12 protein-coding genes are annotated in these 17,595 nt (G+C 73.0%); 10 read left to right on the forward strand and 2 right to left on the reverse strand.

Going from position 1 to position 17,595, the window contains the following annotated elements; translation table 11 throughout:
• Nucleotides 1-25 precede the first annotated feature (25 nt).
• From A8713_RS23185 to A8713_RS23220, 8 genes are all read left to right on the forward strand, one after another.
• A complete protein-coding gene (locus A8713_RS23185) occupies nucleotides 26-1,561 on the forward strand; it encodes a gamma-aminobutyraldehyde dehydrogenase (RefSeq protein ID WP_064535518.1) in 1,536 nt (511 codons plus the stop codon).
• Nucleotides 1,562-1,612: 51 nt separating this feature from the next.
• Nucleotides 1,613-2,860, forward strand: a complete 1,248-nt coding sequence (locus A8713_RS23190) for a polyamine ABC transporter substrate-binding protein (RefSeq protein WP_064535519.1) — start codon at nucleotides 1,613-1,615, stop codon at nucleotides 2,858-2,860.
• Nucleotides 2,861-2,865: 5 nt separating this feature from the next.
• Nucleotides 2,866-4,032, forward strand: coding sequence for an ABC transporter ATP-binding protein (locus tag A8713_RS23195; RefSeq protein WP_173860896.1), 1,167 nt, complete (start codon nucleotides 2,866-2,868; stop codon nucleotides 4,030-4,032).
• The gene (locus A8713_RS23200) at nucleotides 4,032-4,961 is read left to right on the forward strand and encodes an ABC transporter permease (protein ID WP_064535521.1); all 930 of its coding nucleotides are present in this window, start codon (nucleotides 4,032-4,034) and stop codon (nucleotides 4,959-4,961) included. The genes A8713_RS23195 and A8713_RS23200 overlap by 1 nt, the downstream gene beginning before the upstream one ends.
• Nucleotides 4,962-5,762 (forward strand): ABC transporter permease, encoded by an 801-nt coding sequence (locus tag A8713_RS23205; protein ID WP_064535522.1) that lies wholly within the window; start codon nucleotides 4,962-4,964, stop codon nucleotides 5,760-5,762.
• 107 nt (nucleotides 5,763-5,869) lie between these two features.
• Nucleotides 5,870-7,288: an NAD(P)/FAD-dependent oxidoreductase gene (locus A8713_RS23210; protein WP_064535523.1), complete on the forward strand. Its 1,419-nt coding sequence runs from the start codon at nucleotides 5,870-5,872 to the stop codon at nucleotides 7,286-7,288.
• 144 nt (nucleotides 7,289-7,432) lie between these two features.
• Nucleotides 7,433-7,888, forward strand: coding sequence for a hypothetical protein (locus tag A8713_RS23215; protein ID WP_018568029.1), 456 nt, complete (start codon nucleotides 7,433-7,435; stop codon nucleotides 7,886-7,888).
• Between the two features lie 175 nt (nucleotides 7,889-8,063).
• Nucleotides 8,064-9,896 carry a chitinase gene (locus A8713_RS23220; RefSeq protein ID WP_064535524.1) on the forward strand — a complete coding sequence of 611 codons (1,833 nt, stop codon included), beginning with the start codon at nucleotides 8,064-8,066 and terminating at the stop codon, nucleotides 9,894-9,896.
• Here A8713_RS23220 and A8713_RS23225 read toward each other — a convergent pair.
• Nucleotides 9,850-10,482 carry a phosphatase PAP2 family protein gene (locus A8713_RS23225; RefSeq protein WP_064535525.1) on the reverse strand — a complete coding sequence of 211 codons (633 nt, stop codon included), beginning with the start codon at nucleotides 10,480-10,482 and terminating at the stop codon, nucleotides 9,850-9,852. The genes A8713_RS23220 and A8713_RS23225 overlap by 47 nt on opposite strands.
• A 421-nt stretch (nucleotides 10,483-10,903) precedes the next feature.
• Complete coding sequence (gabT, locus tag A8713_RS23230; RefSeq protein ID WP_064535526.1) at nucleotides 10,904-12,238, reverse strand: 4-aminobutyrate--2-oxoglutarate transaminase; 1,335 nt, start codon at nucleotides 12,236-12,238, stop codon at nucleotides 10,904-10,906.
• Nucleotides 12,239-12,627: 389 nt separating this feature from the next.
• Here gabT and A8713_RS23235 point away from each other — a divergent pair, with 389 nt between their 5' ends.
• Together A8713_RS23235 and A8713_RS23240 are read left to right on the forward strand one after the other, a co-directional pair.
• Nucleotides 12,628-15,228, forward strand: coding sequence for a hypothetical protein (locus A8713_RS23235; protein WP_064535527.1), 2,601 nt, complete (start codon nucleotides 12,628-12,630; stop codon nucleotides 15,226-15,228).
• Nucleotides 15,229-15,350: 122 nt separating this feature from the next.
• Complete coding sequence (locus tag A8713_RS23240) at nucleotides 15,351-17,018, forward strand: PucR family transcriptional regulator (RefSeq protein WP_064535528.1); 1,668 nt, start codon at nucleotides 15,351-15,353, stop codon at nucleotides 17,016-17,018.
• Nucleotides 17,019-17,595: the final 577 nt, after the last annotated feature.

A 17,595-nucleotide genomic window follows, 5' to 3' on the forward strand; every position in this document is an offset into this window, starting at 1 on the left:
AGCGGCGCCGGCGGAGGAGAGCGACATGCACCACCCGGACACCGCCACGCAGGACAGATTCCCTGCTCAGGACCGTTTCGCCGACGGCGCCCAGTACATCGCCGGACGGCCGGCGCACGGCACGTCCGGCCGCACCCACACCGTGCTGGATCCGGCCACCGGCGGCGCGGTCCTCACCTACGCACTGGCCGGGACCGAGGACGTCGACGCCGCGGTCGCCGCGGCCCGCGACGCCTTCCCCGGCTGGGCGGGCGCCGCACCCGGCGAGCGCGCGGACGCGCTGCACCGCCTCGCGGCCGTGCTCGCCGAGCGCGCCGAGGACTTCGCCCGCGCCGAGTCCCTCCAGTGCGGCAAGCCGCTGAAGCTGACCCGCGAGTTCGACGTGCCGGGCACCATCGACAACACCGCGTTCTTCGCGGGCGCCGCCCGGCACCTGGAGGGCCGGTCGGCGGGCGAGTACTCCGGCGACCACACCTCCTACGTGCGCCGCGAGCCCATCGGTGTCGTCGGCTCCATCGCGCCCTGGAACTACCCCCTCCAGATGGCCGCCTGGAAGATCCTCCCGGCAGTCGCCGCGGGCAACACCATCGTCCTGAAGCCCGCCGAGCTGACCCCGCTGACCTCGCTGATGTTCGCGCGGGCCGCCACCGACGCGGGCATCCCGGACGGTGTCATCAACATCGTCACCGGCACCGGCAAGGAGGCCGGTGAGCACCTGGTCGGCCACCCCGACGTGGTCATGACCTCCTTCACCGGCTCCACGGGCGTCGGCAGGCGGGTCGCCGAGATCGCCACCGCCACCGTCAAGCGCCTCCACCTGGAACTGGGCGGCAAGGCCCCCTTCGTCGTCTTCGACGACGCCGACCTGGACGCCGCGGTCAACGGCGCCGTCGCCGGTGCGCTCATCAACACCGGCCAGGACTGCACGGCCGCCACGCGCGCGTACGTGCAGCGCGCCCACTACGAGGAGTTCGTGGCGCGCACGGCCGCCCTCATGGAGACCGTGCGGCTCGGCGACCCGTTCGCCGCCGGGACCGACCTGGGCCCGCTGATCTCGCACGCCCAGCGCGACCGGGTCGCCGGTTTCGTCGACCGGGCGCGTGCCTACGCGCGCGTGGTCACCGGCGGCGAGGCACCGCAGGGCGAGCTGAAGGGCGGCGCCTACTACCGGCCCACGCTGATCGCGGACGCCCCGCAGGACAGCGAGATCGTCCAGTCGGAGATCTTCGGCCCGGTCCTGGCCGTACTGCCCTTCGACACCGACGACGAGGGCATCGCGCTGGCCAACGACACCCCGTACGGCCTGGCGGCCTCCGCCTGGAGCCGGGACGTCTACCGCGCCAACCGCGCCACCCGCGAGATCAAGGCGGGCTGCGTGTGGGTCAACGACCACATCCCGATCATCAGCGAGATGCCGCACGGCGGCTACAAGTCCTCCGGCTTCGGCAAGGACATGTCCGCCTACTCCTTCGAGGAGTACACCCAGCTCAAGCACGTCATGTTCGACAACACCGCGGTGGCGCGCAAGGACTGGCACCGCACCGTGTTCGGGGACCGATAGCCGAACCCCGGCCCGCCAGCGGGCCGGATCCTCCGGAAAGGGCATACGCGCATGGAGCAGTACGAGCCCGACCGCCCGACACCGGCCCGGCCGGAGCCCGCGGGGCGCGGCCGGCGGGGCGGCGGGGCCGTCCTCGGCCGCCGTTCGCTGCTGCGCGCCGGCGCGGGCGGTGTGTTCGCGGCCGGCGCACTCGGGGCGCTGAGCGCCTGCGGGATCCCCGCGGCAGGCAAGACCCAGGGCGGCACCGCGACCGAGGACCACTCGGCGCGGGAGAAGAGCGTGAACTTCTCCAACTGGCCCGAGTACATCGACGTCGACGACAGCGGCAAGCACCATCCGACGCTGGAGGCGTTCACCCGGCGGACCGGCATCCAGGTCACGTACACCGAGGACATCAACGACAACAACGAGTTCTTCGGCAAGATCAAACCGCAGCTCGCCGCGGGCCAGGACACCGGCCGGGACATCATCGTGCTCACCGACTGGCTGGCCGCCCGGGTGATCCGCCTGGGCTGGGTGCAGAAGCTGGACCCGGCCAACCTGCCGCACGCCTTCGCCCGCCTCGCCGAGCAGTTCCGCAGCCCGGAGTGGGACCCGGGGCACGCCTACTCCTACCCCTGGCAGGGCGTGTCCACCGTCATCGCCTACAACAAGAAGGCCCTGGACGGCATCGAGGTCCGCTCGGTCTCCGACCTGCTCGACAACGCCGGGCTCAAGGGGCGGGTCGGCCTCCTGTCAGAGATGCGCGACAGCATGGGCATGACGCTGCTGGACATGGGCAAGGACCCGGCCAAGGTCACCGCCGACGACTACGACGCGGCGGTCGCCCGCCTCCAGAAGGCCGTCGACAAGGGCCAGATCCGCCGCTTCACCGGCAACGACTACACCTCCGACCTCACCAAGGGCGACCTCGCCGCCTGCCTCGCCTGGGGCGGCGACGTCGTCCAGCTCAAGGCGGACAACCCCGACGTCGGCTACCTCATCCCCGAGGCCGGCTACATGACCTCCACCGACTGCATGCTGATCCCCGCCAAGGCCCGCCACAAGACCAACGCCGAGCGCCTGATCGACTTCTTCTACGAGCCCGAACAGGCCGCCGCGCTCGCCGCCTACGCCAACTACGTCACCCCGGTCGACGGCGTGAAGCCCTACCTCGCCAGGATCGACGAGGCGGCGGCGGACAACCCGCTGATCATTCCCGACAAGGCCACGGCGGCCAGGTCCCACGCCTTCCGCGCGCTCGGCGAGAAGGAAGAGGCGGCCTACGAAGAGAAGTTCGCGAAGCTCACAGGGGCGTGACCACCATGAAGACGACACCAGAGACGACGGACCCCAGCGGGGACGTCCGGCTGACCCGGATCAGCAAGCGCTACGGCTCCTTCACCGCCGTGCAGCCGCTCGACCTGACCGTCCCGCAGGGCTCCTTCTTCGCCCTGCTCGGCGCCTCGGGCTGCGGCAAGACCACCACCCTGCGCATGATCGCCGGCCTGGAGGAGCCCACCGGGGGCACCGTCCACCTCGGCGACCAGGACGTCACGCGTCTGCCGCCCTACAAACGCCCGGTGAACACGGTCTTCCAGTCCTACGCCCTCTTCCCGCACCTGGACATCTTCGAGAACGTCGCCTTCGGGCTGCGCCGGCGCGGCATCAAGAGCGTCAAGAAGCAGGTCGAGGAGATGCTCGACCTGGTCCAGCTCGGCGAACAGGCCCGCAAGAAGCCGCACCAGCTCTCCGGCGGCCAGCAGCAGCGCGTCGCCGTGGCCCGCGCGCTGATCAACCACCCCAAGGTGCTGCTGCTCGACGAACCGCTCGGCGCCCTCGACCTGAAGCTGCGCCGCCAGATGCAGTTGGAGCTCAAACGCATCCAGACCGAGGTCGGCATCACCTTCGTGCACGTCACCCACGACCAGGAGGAGGCCATGACCATGGCCGACACGGTCGCCGTGATGAACGCCGGACGCGTCGAACAGCTCGGCTCGCCCACCGACCTCTACGAGAACCCGCGCACCACGTTCGTCGCCAACTTCCTGGGCACCTCCAACTTCATCGAGGCCGAGGTCGACTCCAGGAGCGGCGACGAGATCGTCCTCCGGGCCGGCGGCGGGCGGCTCACCCTGCCCGGCACGCGCTGTCCGGTCCCGGCCGCCCCCGGCGGCAAGGTACTGGCCGGCGTCCGCCCGGAGAAGATCTCCCTCACCCACGCCGACGACGCGGACGCCGTGCCCGAGGGCCGCAACCGCATCACCGGCCGCATAGCCGACTCCAGCTTCATCGGCGTCTCCACGCAGTACGTCATCGACAGCCCGGTCTGCTCCGGCTTCGAGGTCTACGCCCAGAACATCGACCGCGACCCGCGCCTGACCCCCGGCGCCGAGGTCGTCCTGCACTGGAACCCGGCGCACACCTTCGGTCTCGACGCCGCCCAGGACATCGACGCGGGCGCCGGACCGGTCGAGGAGGAGGCCGCCTGATGACCGCCGTCACCGAGGCGCCGCCCCCGCTCGCGCCCACCGCCCCCGAGGCGAAGCCGCCGCGCAGAAGGGGCCGCCTCACCCCGTACTGGCTGCTGCTGCCCGGCATCCTGTGGCTGGTCGTCTTCTTCGCCCTGCCGATGATCTACCAGGCGTCCACCTCGGTGCAGACCGGCTCCCTGGAGCAGGGCTACAAGGTCACCTGGCACTTCGTGACCTACTGGGACGCCCTGTCCGAGTACTGGCCGCAGTTCCTGCGCTCGGTGCTGTACGCGGCCGCCGCGACCGTCCTGTGCCTGCTGCTCGGATATCCGCTGGCCTATCTGATCGCGTTCCGCGCGGGCCGCTGGCGCAATCTGATCATGATCCTGGTGATCGCGCCGTTCTTCACCAGCTTCCTGATCCGCACCCTGGCCTGGAAGACCATCCTCGCCGACGGCGGCCCGGTGGTCGGCGCCCTCAACGCGCTGCACGTCCTGGACGTCACCAACTGGCTCGGCTGGACCTCGGGCGACCGGGTGCTCGCCACCCCGCTCGCGGTGGTGTGCGGACTGACGTACAACTTCCTGCCGTTCATGATCCTGCCGCTGTACACCTCGCTGGAGCGGATCGACGGACGGCTGCACGAGGCGGCCGGCGACCTGTACGCGCGGCCCTTCACCACCTTCCGCAAGGTCACCTTCCCGCTCTCCATGCCCGGCGTGGTCTCCGGCACCCTGCTGACCTTCATCCCGGCCGCGGGCGACTACGTCAACGCCGACCTGCTCGGCTCGACCGACACCCGGATGGTCGGCAACGTCATCCAGTCGCAGTTCCTGCGGATCCTGGACTATCCGACGGCCGCCGCGCTCTCCTTCATCCTCATGGCCGCGATTCTCGTCATGGTCACCGTCTACATCCGCAGGTCCGGGACGGAGGATCTCGTCTAAATGCCCTTCGTCACCTGGCTCAAGCGCCATCTCGTCGTCATCGCCGGACTGCTGACCCTCGGCTATCTGCTGCTGCCCAACGTCGTTGTCACGGTCTTCTCCTTCAACAAACCCAAGGGCCGCTTCAACTACGAATGGCAGCGTTTCTCCACCGACGCCTGGAAGGACCCGTGCGGCGTCGCCGGAATGTGCGGCTCGCTCTCGCTCAGCCTCCAGATCGCCGTCTGGGCCACCCTGGGCGCCACCGCGCTCGGCACGATGATCGCCTTCGCCCTGGTCCGCTACCGCTTCCGCGCCCGCGGCGCCGTCAACTCGCTGATCTTCCTGCCGATGGCGATGCCCGAGGTCGTCATGGCCGCCTCGCTGCTCACCCTCTTCCTCAACATGGGCGCCCAGCTGGGCTTCTGGACCATTCTGATCGCCCACATCATGTTCTGCCTCAGCTTCGTCGTCACCGCCGTCAAGGCCCGTGTGATGTCGATGGACCCGAGACTGGAGCAGGCCGCGCAGGACCTCTACGCCGGTCCGTTCCAGACGTTCTGGCGGGTCACCCTGCCCATCGCGGCACCCGGGATCGCCGCGGGCGCGCTGCTCGCCTTCGCGCTCTCCTTCGACGATTTCATCATCACCAATTTCAACGCGGGCTCCACCGTCACCTTCCCCATGTTCGTCTGGGGCTCGGCGCAGCGCGGCACACCCGTTCAGATCAATGTCATCGGCACGGCCATGTTCGTCCTCGCCGTACTGTTCGTGCTGGTCTCCATGGTCATCGGAAACCGCCGCGCCCGGAGCAAGGCGTGACATCCGCCCGGGGTTTCTCTGCCTCTCTGTCTCTCCTGAATTCCCCGGGAGAACCGCACCACCCGCTTTTCCCGCACCACCGAACGACTCTGTAGGGAGTTGAAATCATGGCCCCGAGCGCCATGACCCGCTGGACCGATTCGCTCCGTGAGGCGCAGCCCGCGCCGTACTGGCTGGACGACCCCGGCCGCCCCCGCCCCGAGCCCGCCCTGACCGGCACGGCCACCTGCGACCTGCTGGTCGTCGGCGGCGGCTACAGCGGACTGTGGACCGCGCTGATCGCCAAGGAGCGCGACCCCGGCGCCGACGTGGTGCTCGTGGAGGGCCGCGAGGTGGGCTGGGCCGCCTCCGGCCGCAACGGCGGCTTCTGCGCCGCCTCCCTCACCCACGGCCTGTCCAACGGCCTCACCCGCTGGCCCGACGAGATCCACGAGCTGGAGCGGCTGGGCGCGCGCAACCTCGACGCCATCGAGGAGACGATCGCCCGCCACGGCATCGACTGCGAGTTCGAGCGCACCGGCGAGATCGACGTGGCCACCGAGCCGTACCAGGCCCGCGAACTGCGCGACTGGCACGCGGAGCTGACCGAGCGGGGCCTCGCCGAGGGCATCGAACTGCTCGACCGGGACGCGGTGCGCGCCGAGGTCGCCTCGCCCACCTTCGAGGCGGGCCTGTGGGACCGCCGGGGCGTCGCCATGCTGCACCCCGCCAAGCTGGCCTGGGGCCTCAAGCAGGCGTGCCTGCGGCTCGGCGTCCGCGTCCACGAGCACACCCCGGCGCTCACCCTCAGGCCCTACGGCGCCGGCATGAGCGTCACCACCCCCTACGGCCGGATCCGGGCCCGCCGGGTGGCCCTCGGCACCAACGTGTTCCCGAGCCTGGTCCGGCGGGTGCGCCCGTACACCGTCCCGGTCTACGACTACGCCCTGATGACCGAGCCGCTGAGCGCCGACCGGCTCGACTCCCTCGGCTGGAAGAACCGCCAGGGCCTCGGCGACTCCGCCAACCAGTTCCACTACTTCCGGCTCTCCGCCGACAACCGGATCCTGTGGGGCGGCTACGACGCCGTCTACCCCTACGGCGGCCGGGTGCGCGCCGAGTACGACGACCGGCCGGAGACCTACGCGCGCCTCGCCGGGCACTTCTTCACCTGCTTCCCGCAGTTGGAGGGCGTCCGCTTCACCCACGCCTGGGGCGGGGCCATCGACACCTGCTCGCGCTTCTCGGCGTTCTTCGGCACCGCCCACCAGGGCAAGGTGGCGTACGCGGCCGGGTACACCGGCCTGGGCGTGGGCGCGACCCGGTTCGGCGCCGAGGTGATGCTCGACCTGCTCTCCGGCGAGCGCACCGAGCGCACCGAACTGGAGATGGTCCGCAGGAAGCCGCTGCCGTTCCCGCCCGAACCACTGGCCTGGACCGGTATCGCGCTCACCAAGTGGTCGCTGGCGCGCGCGGACGCCCACGACGGCCGCCGCAATCTGTGGCTGCGCACGATGGACCGGCTGGGCCTCGGCTTCGACAGCTGACGCACCGGCCGCAGGACGCCCCTCCGGGAATGTGACCCGGTTCACTCCAATGAGGGACCCGAACCCGCGTAATGCCTGATGGGGACCTCCCTCTCCCTCGTGGACGCGACTTCCCGCGTCCACGGCGAAGAGGGAGGTCTTTCCATGACCGGGACGAAGACGGCGGTCGAGTGGCTGGCATCGGTCGCACCGGACCCCCGGGCCTGCCGCAGGGAGTGGGAGCGCAACCCGCGGGGCGTCGCGCTGCTGCCCGCGGGCAAGGCGTGGGACGTGCTGTTCCTGCCCGGCGAACTCGGCTATCCGACGCTCGACGTGCTGAGCCGGGTGCTCGACCAGCTCGGCCCGGTGCTGGCCGACTTCGGCGACCAGCGCCTGGGGTTCCTCGTGCCGCCCGGCACCGCGGCGCGCTGGCTCGGCACCGGCGTCCGCAGCGCCGGGGCCGGCACCTGGATCGTCGTGCCGTACCCCGGCCGGACCGCCGGGACGCTGCGCTGGCTGGTCCCGCCGGACGGCTCGGGCACCCTCACCGACCCGGCGCTGCTGGAGCTGGCGATGCACGAGGCCGCCGCGTATCTGGCGACGGGGGACGACACCCGGTGAGGCGGCGCGGCGCGGGCGCGGCCGGGTCCGCCGCGGCGCCGCGAGCGGTGCGCGCCGGGCCCGCGGACGCGCGCCGGAGTGCCGCGGGCCGTCAGAGGTCTTGACAACCCAATTGGTCTGGACCAAATTGGGCGCGCTCCTCCACCCTCCAAACTCCCCCTGCCCGGAGGCACTTGTGGAACGCGACAGACGACACCGACCAGCGACGCGCCGGCTGCTCGCCGGACTCACGGCCACCCTCCTGGCCGTGCCCGGCGTCACCGCGCTCTCGTCGGCCGCCCGTGCGGCCGACGCGGACCTCGCGCGCAACGGCGGCTTCGAATCCGGCCTCGACGGCTGGACCTGTACGGCCACCGGCAAGACGGTGGCCACCCCCGTCCACGGCGGCACGGCCGCGCTGCAGGCGACCCCGGCCGGCAGCGACAACGCCCAGTGCGCCCAGACGGTGTCCGTCCAGCCGAACTCCCAGTACACGCTGTCCGGTTACGTCCGGGGCTCCTACGTCTACCTCGGCGCGAGCGGCACCGGCACCACCGACACCTATGCCTGGACCCAGTCCGCCGCCGACTGGCAGCAGCTCACCACGAGCTTCCGCACCGGCGCCGACACCACCAAGGTCACCATCTACACCCACGGCTGGTACGGCACCGGCGCCTACAACGCCGACGACATCTCCCTCACCGGCCCCGGCGGCACCCCCGGCCAGCAGCCGCCCGCCACCCCCGCGGGCCTGAAGACCGGCACCGTCACCGCCACCACCGTGGGCCTGTCCTGGTCACCGGTGACGGGCGCGACGAGCTACGCCGTCTACCGCGACGGCACCAAGGTGCAGACGGCCACCGGCACCACGGCGACCGTCACCGGCCTGACCCCGTCCACCGCGTACAGCTTCCAGGTCGCGGCCGTGAACGACGCCGGCGAATCCGCGAAGTCGGCCGCCGTCACCGCGACCACCGCCGCCGACCCGGGCGGCCCCGGCAACGGCGACCCCGGCCTGCCCGCCCACGCCCTCGTCGGCTATCTGCACGCCAGCTTCGCCAACGGCTCCGGCTACACCCGCATGGCCGACGTCCCCGACAGCTGGGACATCATCGACCTGGCCTTCGGCGAACCCACCTCGGTCACCTCCGGCGACATCCGCTTCAACCGCTGCCCGGTCACCGAGTGCCCCGGCGTCGAGAGCGACGCCGACTTCAAGGCCGCCATCAAGGCCAAGCAGGCCGCAGGCAAGAAGGTCCTCATCTCCATCGGCGGCCAGAACGGCCAGGTCCAGCTGACCACCGCCGCCGCCCGGGACACCTTCGTCTCCTCCGTCTCGAAGATCATCGACGAGTACGGCCTCGACGGCCTCGACATCGACTTCGAGGGCCACTCCCTGTCCCTGAACACGGGCGACACCGACTTCAGGAACCCGACGACGCCGGTCATCGTCAACCTGATCTCCGCGGTGAAGACCCTGAAGGCCAAGTACGGCGCCAAGTTCGTGCTCACCATGGCCCCGGAGACCTTCTTCGTGCAGATGGGCTACCAGTACTACGGCACCGGCAAGTGGGGCGGCCAGGACCCGCGCTGCGGCGCCTACCTCCCGGTCATCTACGCCCTGCGCGACGACCTGACCCTGCTGCACGTCCAGGACTACAACTCCGGCTCCATCATGGGCCTGGACAACCAGTACCACTCCATGGGCGGCGCCGACTTCCACATCGCCATGACCGACATGCTGCTCACCGGCTTCCCGGTCGCCGGCGACACCGGCAACATGTTCCCGCCGCTGCGCCCCGACCAGATCGGCATCGGCATGCCGGCCTCCACCCAGGCGGGCAACGGCTACGTCGCCCCCGCCGAGGTCACCAAGACCCTCGACTGCCTGACCAGAAAGACCAACTGCGGCTCCTACGCCACCCACGGCACCTGGCCCGCCCTGCGCGGCCTGATGACCTGGTCGATCAACTGGGACCGCTTCAACGGCTACCAGTTCCAGAAGAACTTCGACGCGTACTTCGGCTGAGCACCGCCAGCAGCACCGTCCCCGGGCACCAGGCGGCGACCACGTCCAGCGGCCAGTGGTAGCCGCGCCTGACCAGCCCGTAGGAGACGGCGAGCACCAGCACGACGCCCCCGGCGACCGCCAGTCGCCGGGCCCGCGCCGTCCGCAGCCACGGCCGCAGCACCACCACCGCACCCCCGTAGGCGACGACCGCCGTCGCCGTGTGCCCCGAGGGGAAGTACCCCGTCCCCGGCGGCACGGCGGGGGTGCCCGGCCGCGCGGTCCACTCCTTGAGCGGCACCAGCAGCGCCGGGACCGCGGCCAGCACCAGCAGCGCCAGCAGCGGCGCCCACCACCAGCGCCCCAGCCCGGCGGCGCGTCCCCGCCACGCCGCGTACCCGGCGACCACCAGCAGCACCGGCACCGCCACCTGCACGTTCCCGAGGTCCGAGAGCAGCTCCGAGGCCCGGTCCGGGTGCACCAGGCCCCGGCTGGCCCACCGGTCCACCCGCAGCAGGGGGCCGTGCGCCACGACCTGCCAGGTGATCACCGCGAACACCACGAACACCGCGCACCAGGCGACCGGAACTCCGGCCGTCCGACTCACTCGATCCCCTCGACCCGTACTCACGGGGACAGCCTCCCAGACCCGTGACATGCCGAAGGGCCGGCGCGGAGGGGGGGGTCCGCGTCGGCCCTTCGAAGACGGCCGTCCATGCGAGTGCGGCCGTCCGGCCGGAACGTCGCGCGCCCCGGGGGGTTTGGGGCGAGCGACCGTCCGACCGGTGAGGAGACCCGGAGCCCGAGGGCCCCGGTGGTGTGCGCGAGGCACGAACCAGGTCGAAGCTGGGGAGGCTACGGCCTGATGTCGCCCACAGTCCCCTGTGGGCGGGGTGTATCTCTCATCTGGGAGAGAACCTACGGCAGCGCGGGGGCCGGGGACAGCCGGATCGGTGAGCTGCCATCCACCTCGCACACCTTCTTCACACGGTCTGCCTCCCGCCGTCCCACCTGTGCCGATGCGCCGCTCAGATGCGCGCGAACGCCTGCTCGATGATGTCGAGGCCCTCGTTCAGCAGGTCCTCGCCGATCACCAGCGGGGGCAGGAAGCGCAGCACGTTGCCGTAGGTGCCACAGGTCAGGACCAGCAGACCCTCGGCGTGGCAGGCCTTGGCGACGGCCGCGGCCACCTCCGCAGCGGGCTCCTTGGTGGCGCGGTCCTTGACCAGCTCGACGGCGATCATGGCGCCGCGGCCACGGACGTCGCCGATCACGTCGAACTTCTCCTGCATCGCGCCGAGCCGGGCCTTCATGACCTCCTCGATGCGCTGCGCGCGCGCGTTGAGGTCCAGCTCCTTCATCGTCTCGATCGCGCCGAGCGCACCGGCGCAGGCCACCGGGTTGCCGCCGTAGGTGCCGCCCAGGCCGCCCGCGTGCGCGGCGTCCATGATCTCGGCGCGGCCGGTGACGGCGGCCAGCGGAAGGCCGCCCGCGATGCCCTTCGCGGTCGTGATCAGGTCCGGCACGATGCCCTCGTCCTCGCACGCGAACCACTGGCCGGTGCGGCAGAAGCCGGACTGGATCTCGTCCGCGACGAACACGATGCCGTTGGCGGCGGCGAACTCGCGGATCGCCGGGAGGAAGCCCTTGGCCGGCTCGATGAAGCCGCCCTCACCGAGCACCGGCTCGATGATGATCGCGGCCACGTTGTCCGCGCCGACCTGCTTGCTGATCTGGTCGATGGCCTGCGCGGCGGCCTCCGGGCCCGCGTTCTCCGGGCCGGTCGGCCAGCGGTAGCCGTAGGCGACCGGAACGCGGTAGACCTCGGGCGCGAAGGGACCGAAGCCGTGCTTGTACGGCATGTTCTTCGCGGTCAGCGCCATGGTCAGGTTGGTCCGGCCGTGGTAGCCGTGGTCGAACACGACGACCGCCTGGCGCCTGGTGTAGGCGCGGGCGATCTTCACCGCGTTCTCGACGGCCTCGGCGCCGCTGTTGAACAGGGCCGACTTCTTCGCGTGGTCGCCCGGCGTCAGCTCGGCCAGCGCCTCGGCCACGGCCACGTAGCTCTCGTACGGCGTGACCATGAAACAGGTGTGGGTGAAGTCGGCGAGCTGCGCGGAGGCCCGGCGTACGACGGCCTCGGCGGAGGCGCCGACGCTGGTCACGGCGATACCGGAGCCGAAGTCGATGATGCGGTTGCCGTCGACGTCCTCGATGATGCCGCCGCCGGCGCGCGTGACGAAGACCGGCAGCGTGGAGCCCACGCCCTGCGCGACCGCGGCGGTACGGCGGGCCTGCAGCTCCTGCGACTTCGGGCCGGGGATGGCGGTGACGACGCGGCGCTCCTGCTCAAGTGCGGTCATAGAGGGCTCCCTGAAGAGATCATGCGTTGGGGGCTTGGGCTGTGCTCGAAGCTCTGCTTGAAGCTGTGCTTCGGTGCTGTGCTTCGGGCTTGGTCGAGGGTGGCGTTCCGTGGACGCCTTTCCCTCTTTTCTCGCAGGTTAAGACGGCAGAAGAGGGTCGGGCATGCTCCATGTGGGCGTTGTCGGCGGTCGCGGTTGTCCGTGGTGGACATAGAGGAGGGGGCGGGGAGGGAAAGGGGTCCGGCGAGGGTGTCGGCGCGGGCGCCGGGGCGGGCGTCGGCGCCGGATGCGCGCGTCGCGCCGTGCGGACGGTGAACTCCCTTGTCCGGGGGTTAGATTGACTCGCTGATGTGACGGCACACGGAACGGCTGGTCGGGGAGCGACGGCGATGGACGACGGCGGGACGCAGGACGCGCGGGGCACGCATCCGAAGCGGTCGGACCCGGTACCCGGGCCGGACGCCCCGGCACCCCAGCGGCATCCCGGCGCGGTACCGCGCCCGGCCATGCCCCGGCAGGCGCCGCCGATGCCGCCCCGCCCACCGGCGGCGCCGGGCGCGCAGGCGAGGCCGGGCGCGCAGGCAGGGTCGGGCGCGCAGGCGGGGCCGGGCGCGCAAGGGGCGTACGCGCCGGGTGCGGCGGTTACGGGGGGTGTGTCGGGTGCGGCGGCGGCGCCCGGTACCGGCCCCCGCTCCGCGGTCGCCGCCTGGCTCGACACTCCCCGGCCCGCCGCCGCGCCCGGCATCTGGCGGTTCGGACACCGGCCGCCCAAGGGCAGCGAGCCCGCCGGGGGCCGGCTCCCCGCGATCACCGCCGTGGGACTGCTGATCCCGCTGGTCGTGGCCCTGCTCGTGTGGTCGCTGTGGCGGCAGGGCGCGGTGCCCTATGAGTCGGCGCCGCTGAAGCTCTTCACACCCGAAGACTGGTGGTGGGGGGGCACGGTCTCCCCGAAGGGGTGGCAGGGGCAGGAGGCCGGGGTCGTCTACGACGGAGTCTTCTTCGCCGTCCTCGTCTACGCCGTCGGACATCTGGGCAGCTGGCCGGAGGTCGCGCGGCACTTCGTGGGCCGTCGTCCGCAGCCCGCCCGCGCCCTGTTCGCCGCCGTCGGCGCGCTCGGCGCCCTCAGCCTGGTCTTCCCTGAGGCGTTCCCGCTGGCCGGGTGGGCCCCGGTGCCGGTCGTCGATCCACTCTTCTCCCTGGTGGCGCTGATCTCGGGCGGCTACGACCTGTTCGGCTCCCGGCTCTTCACCGATGCCCTCTACACACTGATCACCCTGCTCGTCCTCTGGCCCTTCGCCCGCCTCGGCGGCTGGCCGGCGTACGGCCGGGAACTCCTCGCGCGCCGGCGGGCCGCGGCCGACCCCACCGCCCCGCCGCCCGCCGACCTGCCCCGCTCGCAGTGGCCCGAACTGCGCCACGCGGGCCAGTACCAGGCCGCCGAGCTGCTCACCGCCGAGGTGGCCGCGGACCGGATGAACGACGTCGACTGCGCCCGGGTGGAGAGGGCCTGGGCCGAGGCGCGGCGCGAAGCGGGGCTCGCGGCCTTCACCGACACCGTGCTGCGGCAGGGGGCCGCCGCCTGGACCCACCCGTCCGGCGCGCGCGACCTGCCGGGCCGCGCCGCCGCCCACGACCTGCTCACGGGACAGGTGCGGCTCGGCCGGTGGGTGCCCGGGGAGCGGACCCCGCGCGCCTACCACGGAGCCGGCGCCGCCGTCGGAGCCGAGCAGCTCGCCACCTCCCTGCTGCTCGTGGGACCGTCCGGCTCCGGCAAGACCCGGCACGTCGTCGAGCCGCTCACCGAGGGGCTGGCGCTGCGGGCACTGACCGGCCGGTGCGCGGTCGTCGCCGTCTGCGCCGCCGGTACGCCGCTCGGCCGCGACGGCGCGTACGACGTGGTGGTCCGGATCGGCGACCCCGCCTCCGCGCACGACCTCGACCCGTACGCCGAGTCCGACGACCCCGACGAGGCCGCCGCCCTCCTCGCCGAGGCCCTGGTCGGCGACGTCGCCGCCGTGGGCACCCAGAGCGCCGCCACCGCGCTCGCCCAGCTCCTCGGCCCCTACCGCGCGGTGCACGGCCGCTTTCCCTCCCTGCCGGTGCTGCGCGAACTGCTGGAGGGCGACCCGGGGGCGCTGGCCGCCCTGCGGGCGGGACTCGCCGCCGACGACCGGCACGCGGTGATGCGCCGCGAGCTGGACGCCCGGATGCGGCAGTCGGGCGGCGCGGCGGACGCGGGGCCGGCCCTCGCCGACCGGCTCGCCCTGCTCGACCGGCCGGTCTTCGCCGACTTCTTCGGCGGCGGCCACGGGGGAGCGGGCGCCGGAGCGGGCTCCGGAGCAGGCGCCGGAGCCCGGCCGTTCTCGCTGCGCGCCGTCGCCCACCATCCGCTGCGGGTCCGCATCGACCTGCCCGAACGCGGGCACGAGGAGGCGTCCCGGATCATCACCCGACTGGTCCTGGCCCAGTTCCACGCGCTCGTACGGGACACCCGGCGCCCCCACTTCGCCTGCCTGGTCCTCGACGACGCCACCGGCGCCGTGACCCCCGAGTCGGTGCGCCGCATCGGCAGGCTGCGCTCGCAGAACGCCGGGGTCGTCCTCGCGCTCCGCTCGGTCGCGGACGTGCCCGAGGCCCTGCACGGGCCGTTGCTGGGCGCGGTGGGCTGCCGGATGGCGCTGTCCGGGGTCACCACCTGGGACGGCAGCCGGTTCGCGCACGCCTGGGGCACCGAGTGGGTGGAGACGAAGGAGGTCGCCAAGCACACCGTCTTCGCCGACCAGCCGATGACCCGGGCCATCCACGCCCTGCGCAAGCTGGTCACCGGGCGGGCGGTGACCACCGACGCCGTCACCACCAAGCAGGTCGAGCGGGAACGCTGGTCCGCCTCGCAGCTGGCCCACGAGGTGCCGCCGGGCCACGCGGTGCTGTCGCTGACCGGGGTGTCCGGCGAGCACGCGCCGCCGCTCCTGGTGGACCTGCGCGGCTGACGCGGCTCGTACGGTGAGGCAGAATCGACAGTGGCCGTTCATACGCGGCGGCCAAAAGGTCATGGGCGACGGCCCCTGGGCCGTTCCGCTCACCGGATCTCCGCAGACCTGAAGGTCGTCCCATGCCTCCCACGCTCGCCTCGCTCGTCCACCACTCCGCGCTCAAGCTGACCGTGCGCGCGGGCGGGGACGGCCTGGACGTGCCCGTCCGCTGGGCGCACGTCAGCGAGCTGGCCGACCCCGTGCCGTACATGGAGGGCGGCGAGCTGCTGCTGATCACCGCGCTCAAGCTGGACGCGGAGAACCCCGAGGCCATGCGCCGCTACGTGAAGCGGCTCGTCCAGGCGGGGGTGGTCGGGCTCGGCTTCGCCGTGGGTGTGAACTACGAGGAGATCCCCGAGGCGCTCGTGACGGCCGCCGAGGAGGAGGGGCTGCCCCTGCTGGAGGTGCCCCGGCGCACGCCCTTCCTCGCGATCAGCAAGGCGGTCTCCGCGGCCATCGCCGCCGACCAGTACCGCGCGGTCACGGCGGGCTTCGCCGCCCAGCGCGAACTGACGCGGCAGGCGCTCGGCTCCGGCCCCGAGGGGCTGCTCACCGCGCTGGCCGCCCAGGTCGACGGCTGGGCGGCGCTCTACGACGCCTCGGGCGCCGTCGTCGCCGCCGCACCCGAGTGGGCGGTCCGCCGGGCCGCCCGGCTCACCGCCGACGTCGAACGGCTGCGCGACAGGCCCGCGCCCGCCTCCGCCGTGGCCGGTGTGCCCGAGACCGAGGACCGCGTGGAACTGCACTCCCTGGGCACCGGGCGCCGCCCGCGCGCCGCCCTCGCCGTGGGCACCGCCGCCACCCTGGGCACCGCCGAGCGCTACGCCGTGCACTCCGCCATCGCCCTGCTGACCCTCACCACGGAACGCTCCCGCTCCCTGTACGCCGCCGAGCAGCGCGTCGGCGCGGCCGTGCTGCGGATGCTGCTCGCCGGGCAGCCCGACCACGCGCGGGCCGTCGCCGGTGACCTGTACGGCGATCTGCTGGACGCGCCGTTCCGGGCGATCGTCGCCGAGGCGGCGTCGGCGTCCGCCGCGCGGGCGCACGCCGACGCGCACGCGCGCGTGCAGCCCGCCAAGGCCGCCCCGGCCGCCGTGCCCGCCGCCCTGGGCACCGGCGGCGACCCGCTCGCGGCCCTCGCCGAGGTGGTGGAGGCCGCCGCCGCGCGCTCCGGCGAGGCGGTGCTCGTGGTGCCCGACGGGGAGCGGCTGGTGGTGCTGGCCGCCGACGGCGGCGCGGCCGTCACCGCCTGCGGGGAGTACGCGGGCGTGCTGGAGGCGGCGCGGGCCGCCGCGGTCCCCGAGCAGCCGGCCGGCGGGGCGGCCGAACCGGTCGTGGGCCTGTCCGCCCCGGCCGGACCGATCGCCGCTGCCGCCGCCTTCAAACAGGCCGAGCAGGCACTGTCCGTGGCGCGGCGGCGCGGCCGGGTCCTGGTCGAGCACGAGCAACTGGCCTCGGGCTCCGTGCTGCCGCTGCTCGCCGACGACGCGGTACGGGCGTTCGCGGACGGGCTGCTGCGCGCGCTGTACGAGCACGACGCGACCGGCCGCGGCGACCTGGTGGCCAGCCTGCGCGCCTGGCTCTCCCGGCACGGCCAGTGGGACGCGGCCGCCGCCGACCTCGGCGTCCACCGGCACACCCTGCGCTACCGCATGCGCCGCGTCGAGGAGATCCTCGGCCGCTCCCTGGACGACCCGGACGTCCGCATGGAACTCTGGCTCGCCCTCAAGGCAACAGCCCCGGAATAGCCCCGCTGGGCGTATGTGCCTGGGCGCGACGCCTGCCCGGAGGCCACTGTTCCGGGACCTCGACGCCACCTGAGCCGGACGCGGGCCCCTGAGCGCGTCGCTCGCCCACGGCTCGGTGCCGCTCCTCGAAGACCCCGCCCCGGGGTCGGCGCCGAGCCCCGGTCCGTCTTCCGGGCGGGCGTACGAGCCTGGGAGCGGCGCCTGCCCGTGGCGCAGCGTCCGTCCCGAGGCTCCGTCCCGGCCTCGGCGCGACGCCTGAGCCCCGAATCCCGGCCACCTCGTCGGCGCGGTACGCCTGCCCGCCCGTGGCGCCTGCCCGCGGCGCGGCATCCGTCCGAGGACCCCGCCCCGGACCCGGCGCCCGACGCCGAGTGCCGACCCTTGACCCGGCGCCCGCCCTGCCCCTCCCGGCACCCCGCGCCCGGCGCCCGCTCCCGAGCCCCGCATCCCGCACCCGTCACCGCCCCAAGCCCGCACCCCCAGACTCACCACCACCCCCCAGCCCACGCCACCTCCCACCACCCCACCACCTGCGCCAAACCGGCGTACGCCCCGCGCGCACTGCTCCACCCCGGAC

Origin of the sequence: Streptomyces sp. SAT1 (genome assembly GCF_001654495.1) — a bacterium.
In the GTDB taxonomy this organism is placed as follows: Bacteria; Actinomycetota; Actinomycetes; order Streptomycetales; family Streptomycetaceae; genus Streptomyces; species Streptomyces andamanensis.

Bases quoted from the DNA above. Each gene is read 5' to 3' on its own strand.
- A8713_RS23185 (WP_064535518.1), top strand. From the start codon at position 26: ATGCACCACCCGGACACCGCCACGCAGGACAGATTCCCTGCTCAGGAC.
- A8713_RS23190 (WP_064535519.1), top strand. From the start codon at position 1,613: ATGGAGCAGTACGAGCCCGACCGCCCGACACCGGCCCGGCCGGAGCCC.
- A8713_RS23195 (WP_173860896.1), top strand. From the start codon at position 2,866: ATGAAGACGACACCAGAGACGACGGACCCCAGCGGGGACGTCCGGCTG.
- A8713_RS23200 (WP_064535521.1), top strand. From the start codon at position 4,032: ATGACCGCCGTCACCGAGGCGCCGCCCCCGCTCGCGCCCACCGCCCCC.
- A8713_RS23205 (WP_064535522.1), top strand. From the start codon at position 4,962: ATGCCCTTCGTCACCTGGCTCAAGCGCCATCTCGTCGTCATCGCCGGA.
- A8713_RS23210 (WP_064535523.1), top strand. From the start codon at position 5,870: ATGGCCCCGAGCGCCATGACCCGCTGGACCGATTCGCTCCGTGAGGCG.
- A8713_RS23215 (WP_018568029.1), top strand. From the start codon at position 7,433: ATGACCGGGACGAAGACGGCGGTCGAGTGGCTGGCATCGGTCGCACCG.
- gabT (WP_064535526.1), bottom strand. From the start codon at position 12,238: ATGACCGCACTTGAGCAGGAGCGCCGCGTCGTCACCGCCATCCCCGGC.
- A8713_RS23235 (WP_064535527.1), top strand. From the start codon at position 12,628: ATGGACGACGGCGGGACGCAGGACGCGCGGGGCACGCATCCGAAGCGG.
- A8713_RS23240 (WP_064535528.1), top strand. From the start codon at position 15,351: ATGCCTCCCACGCTCGCCTCGCTCGTCCACCACTCCGCGCTCAAGCTG.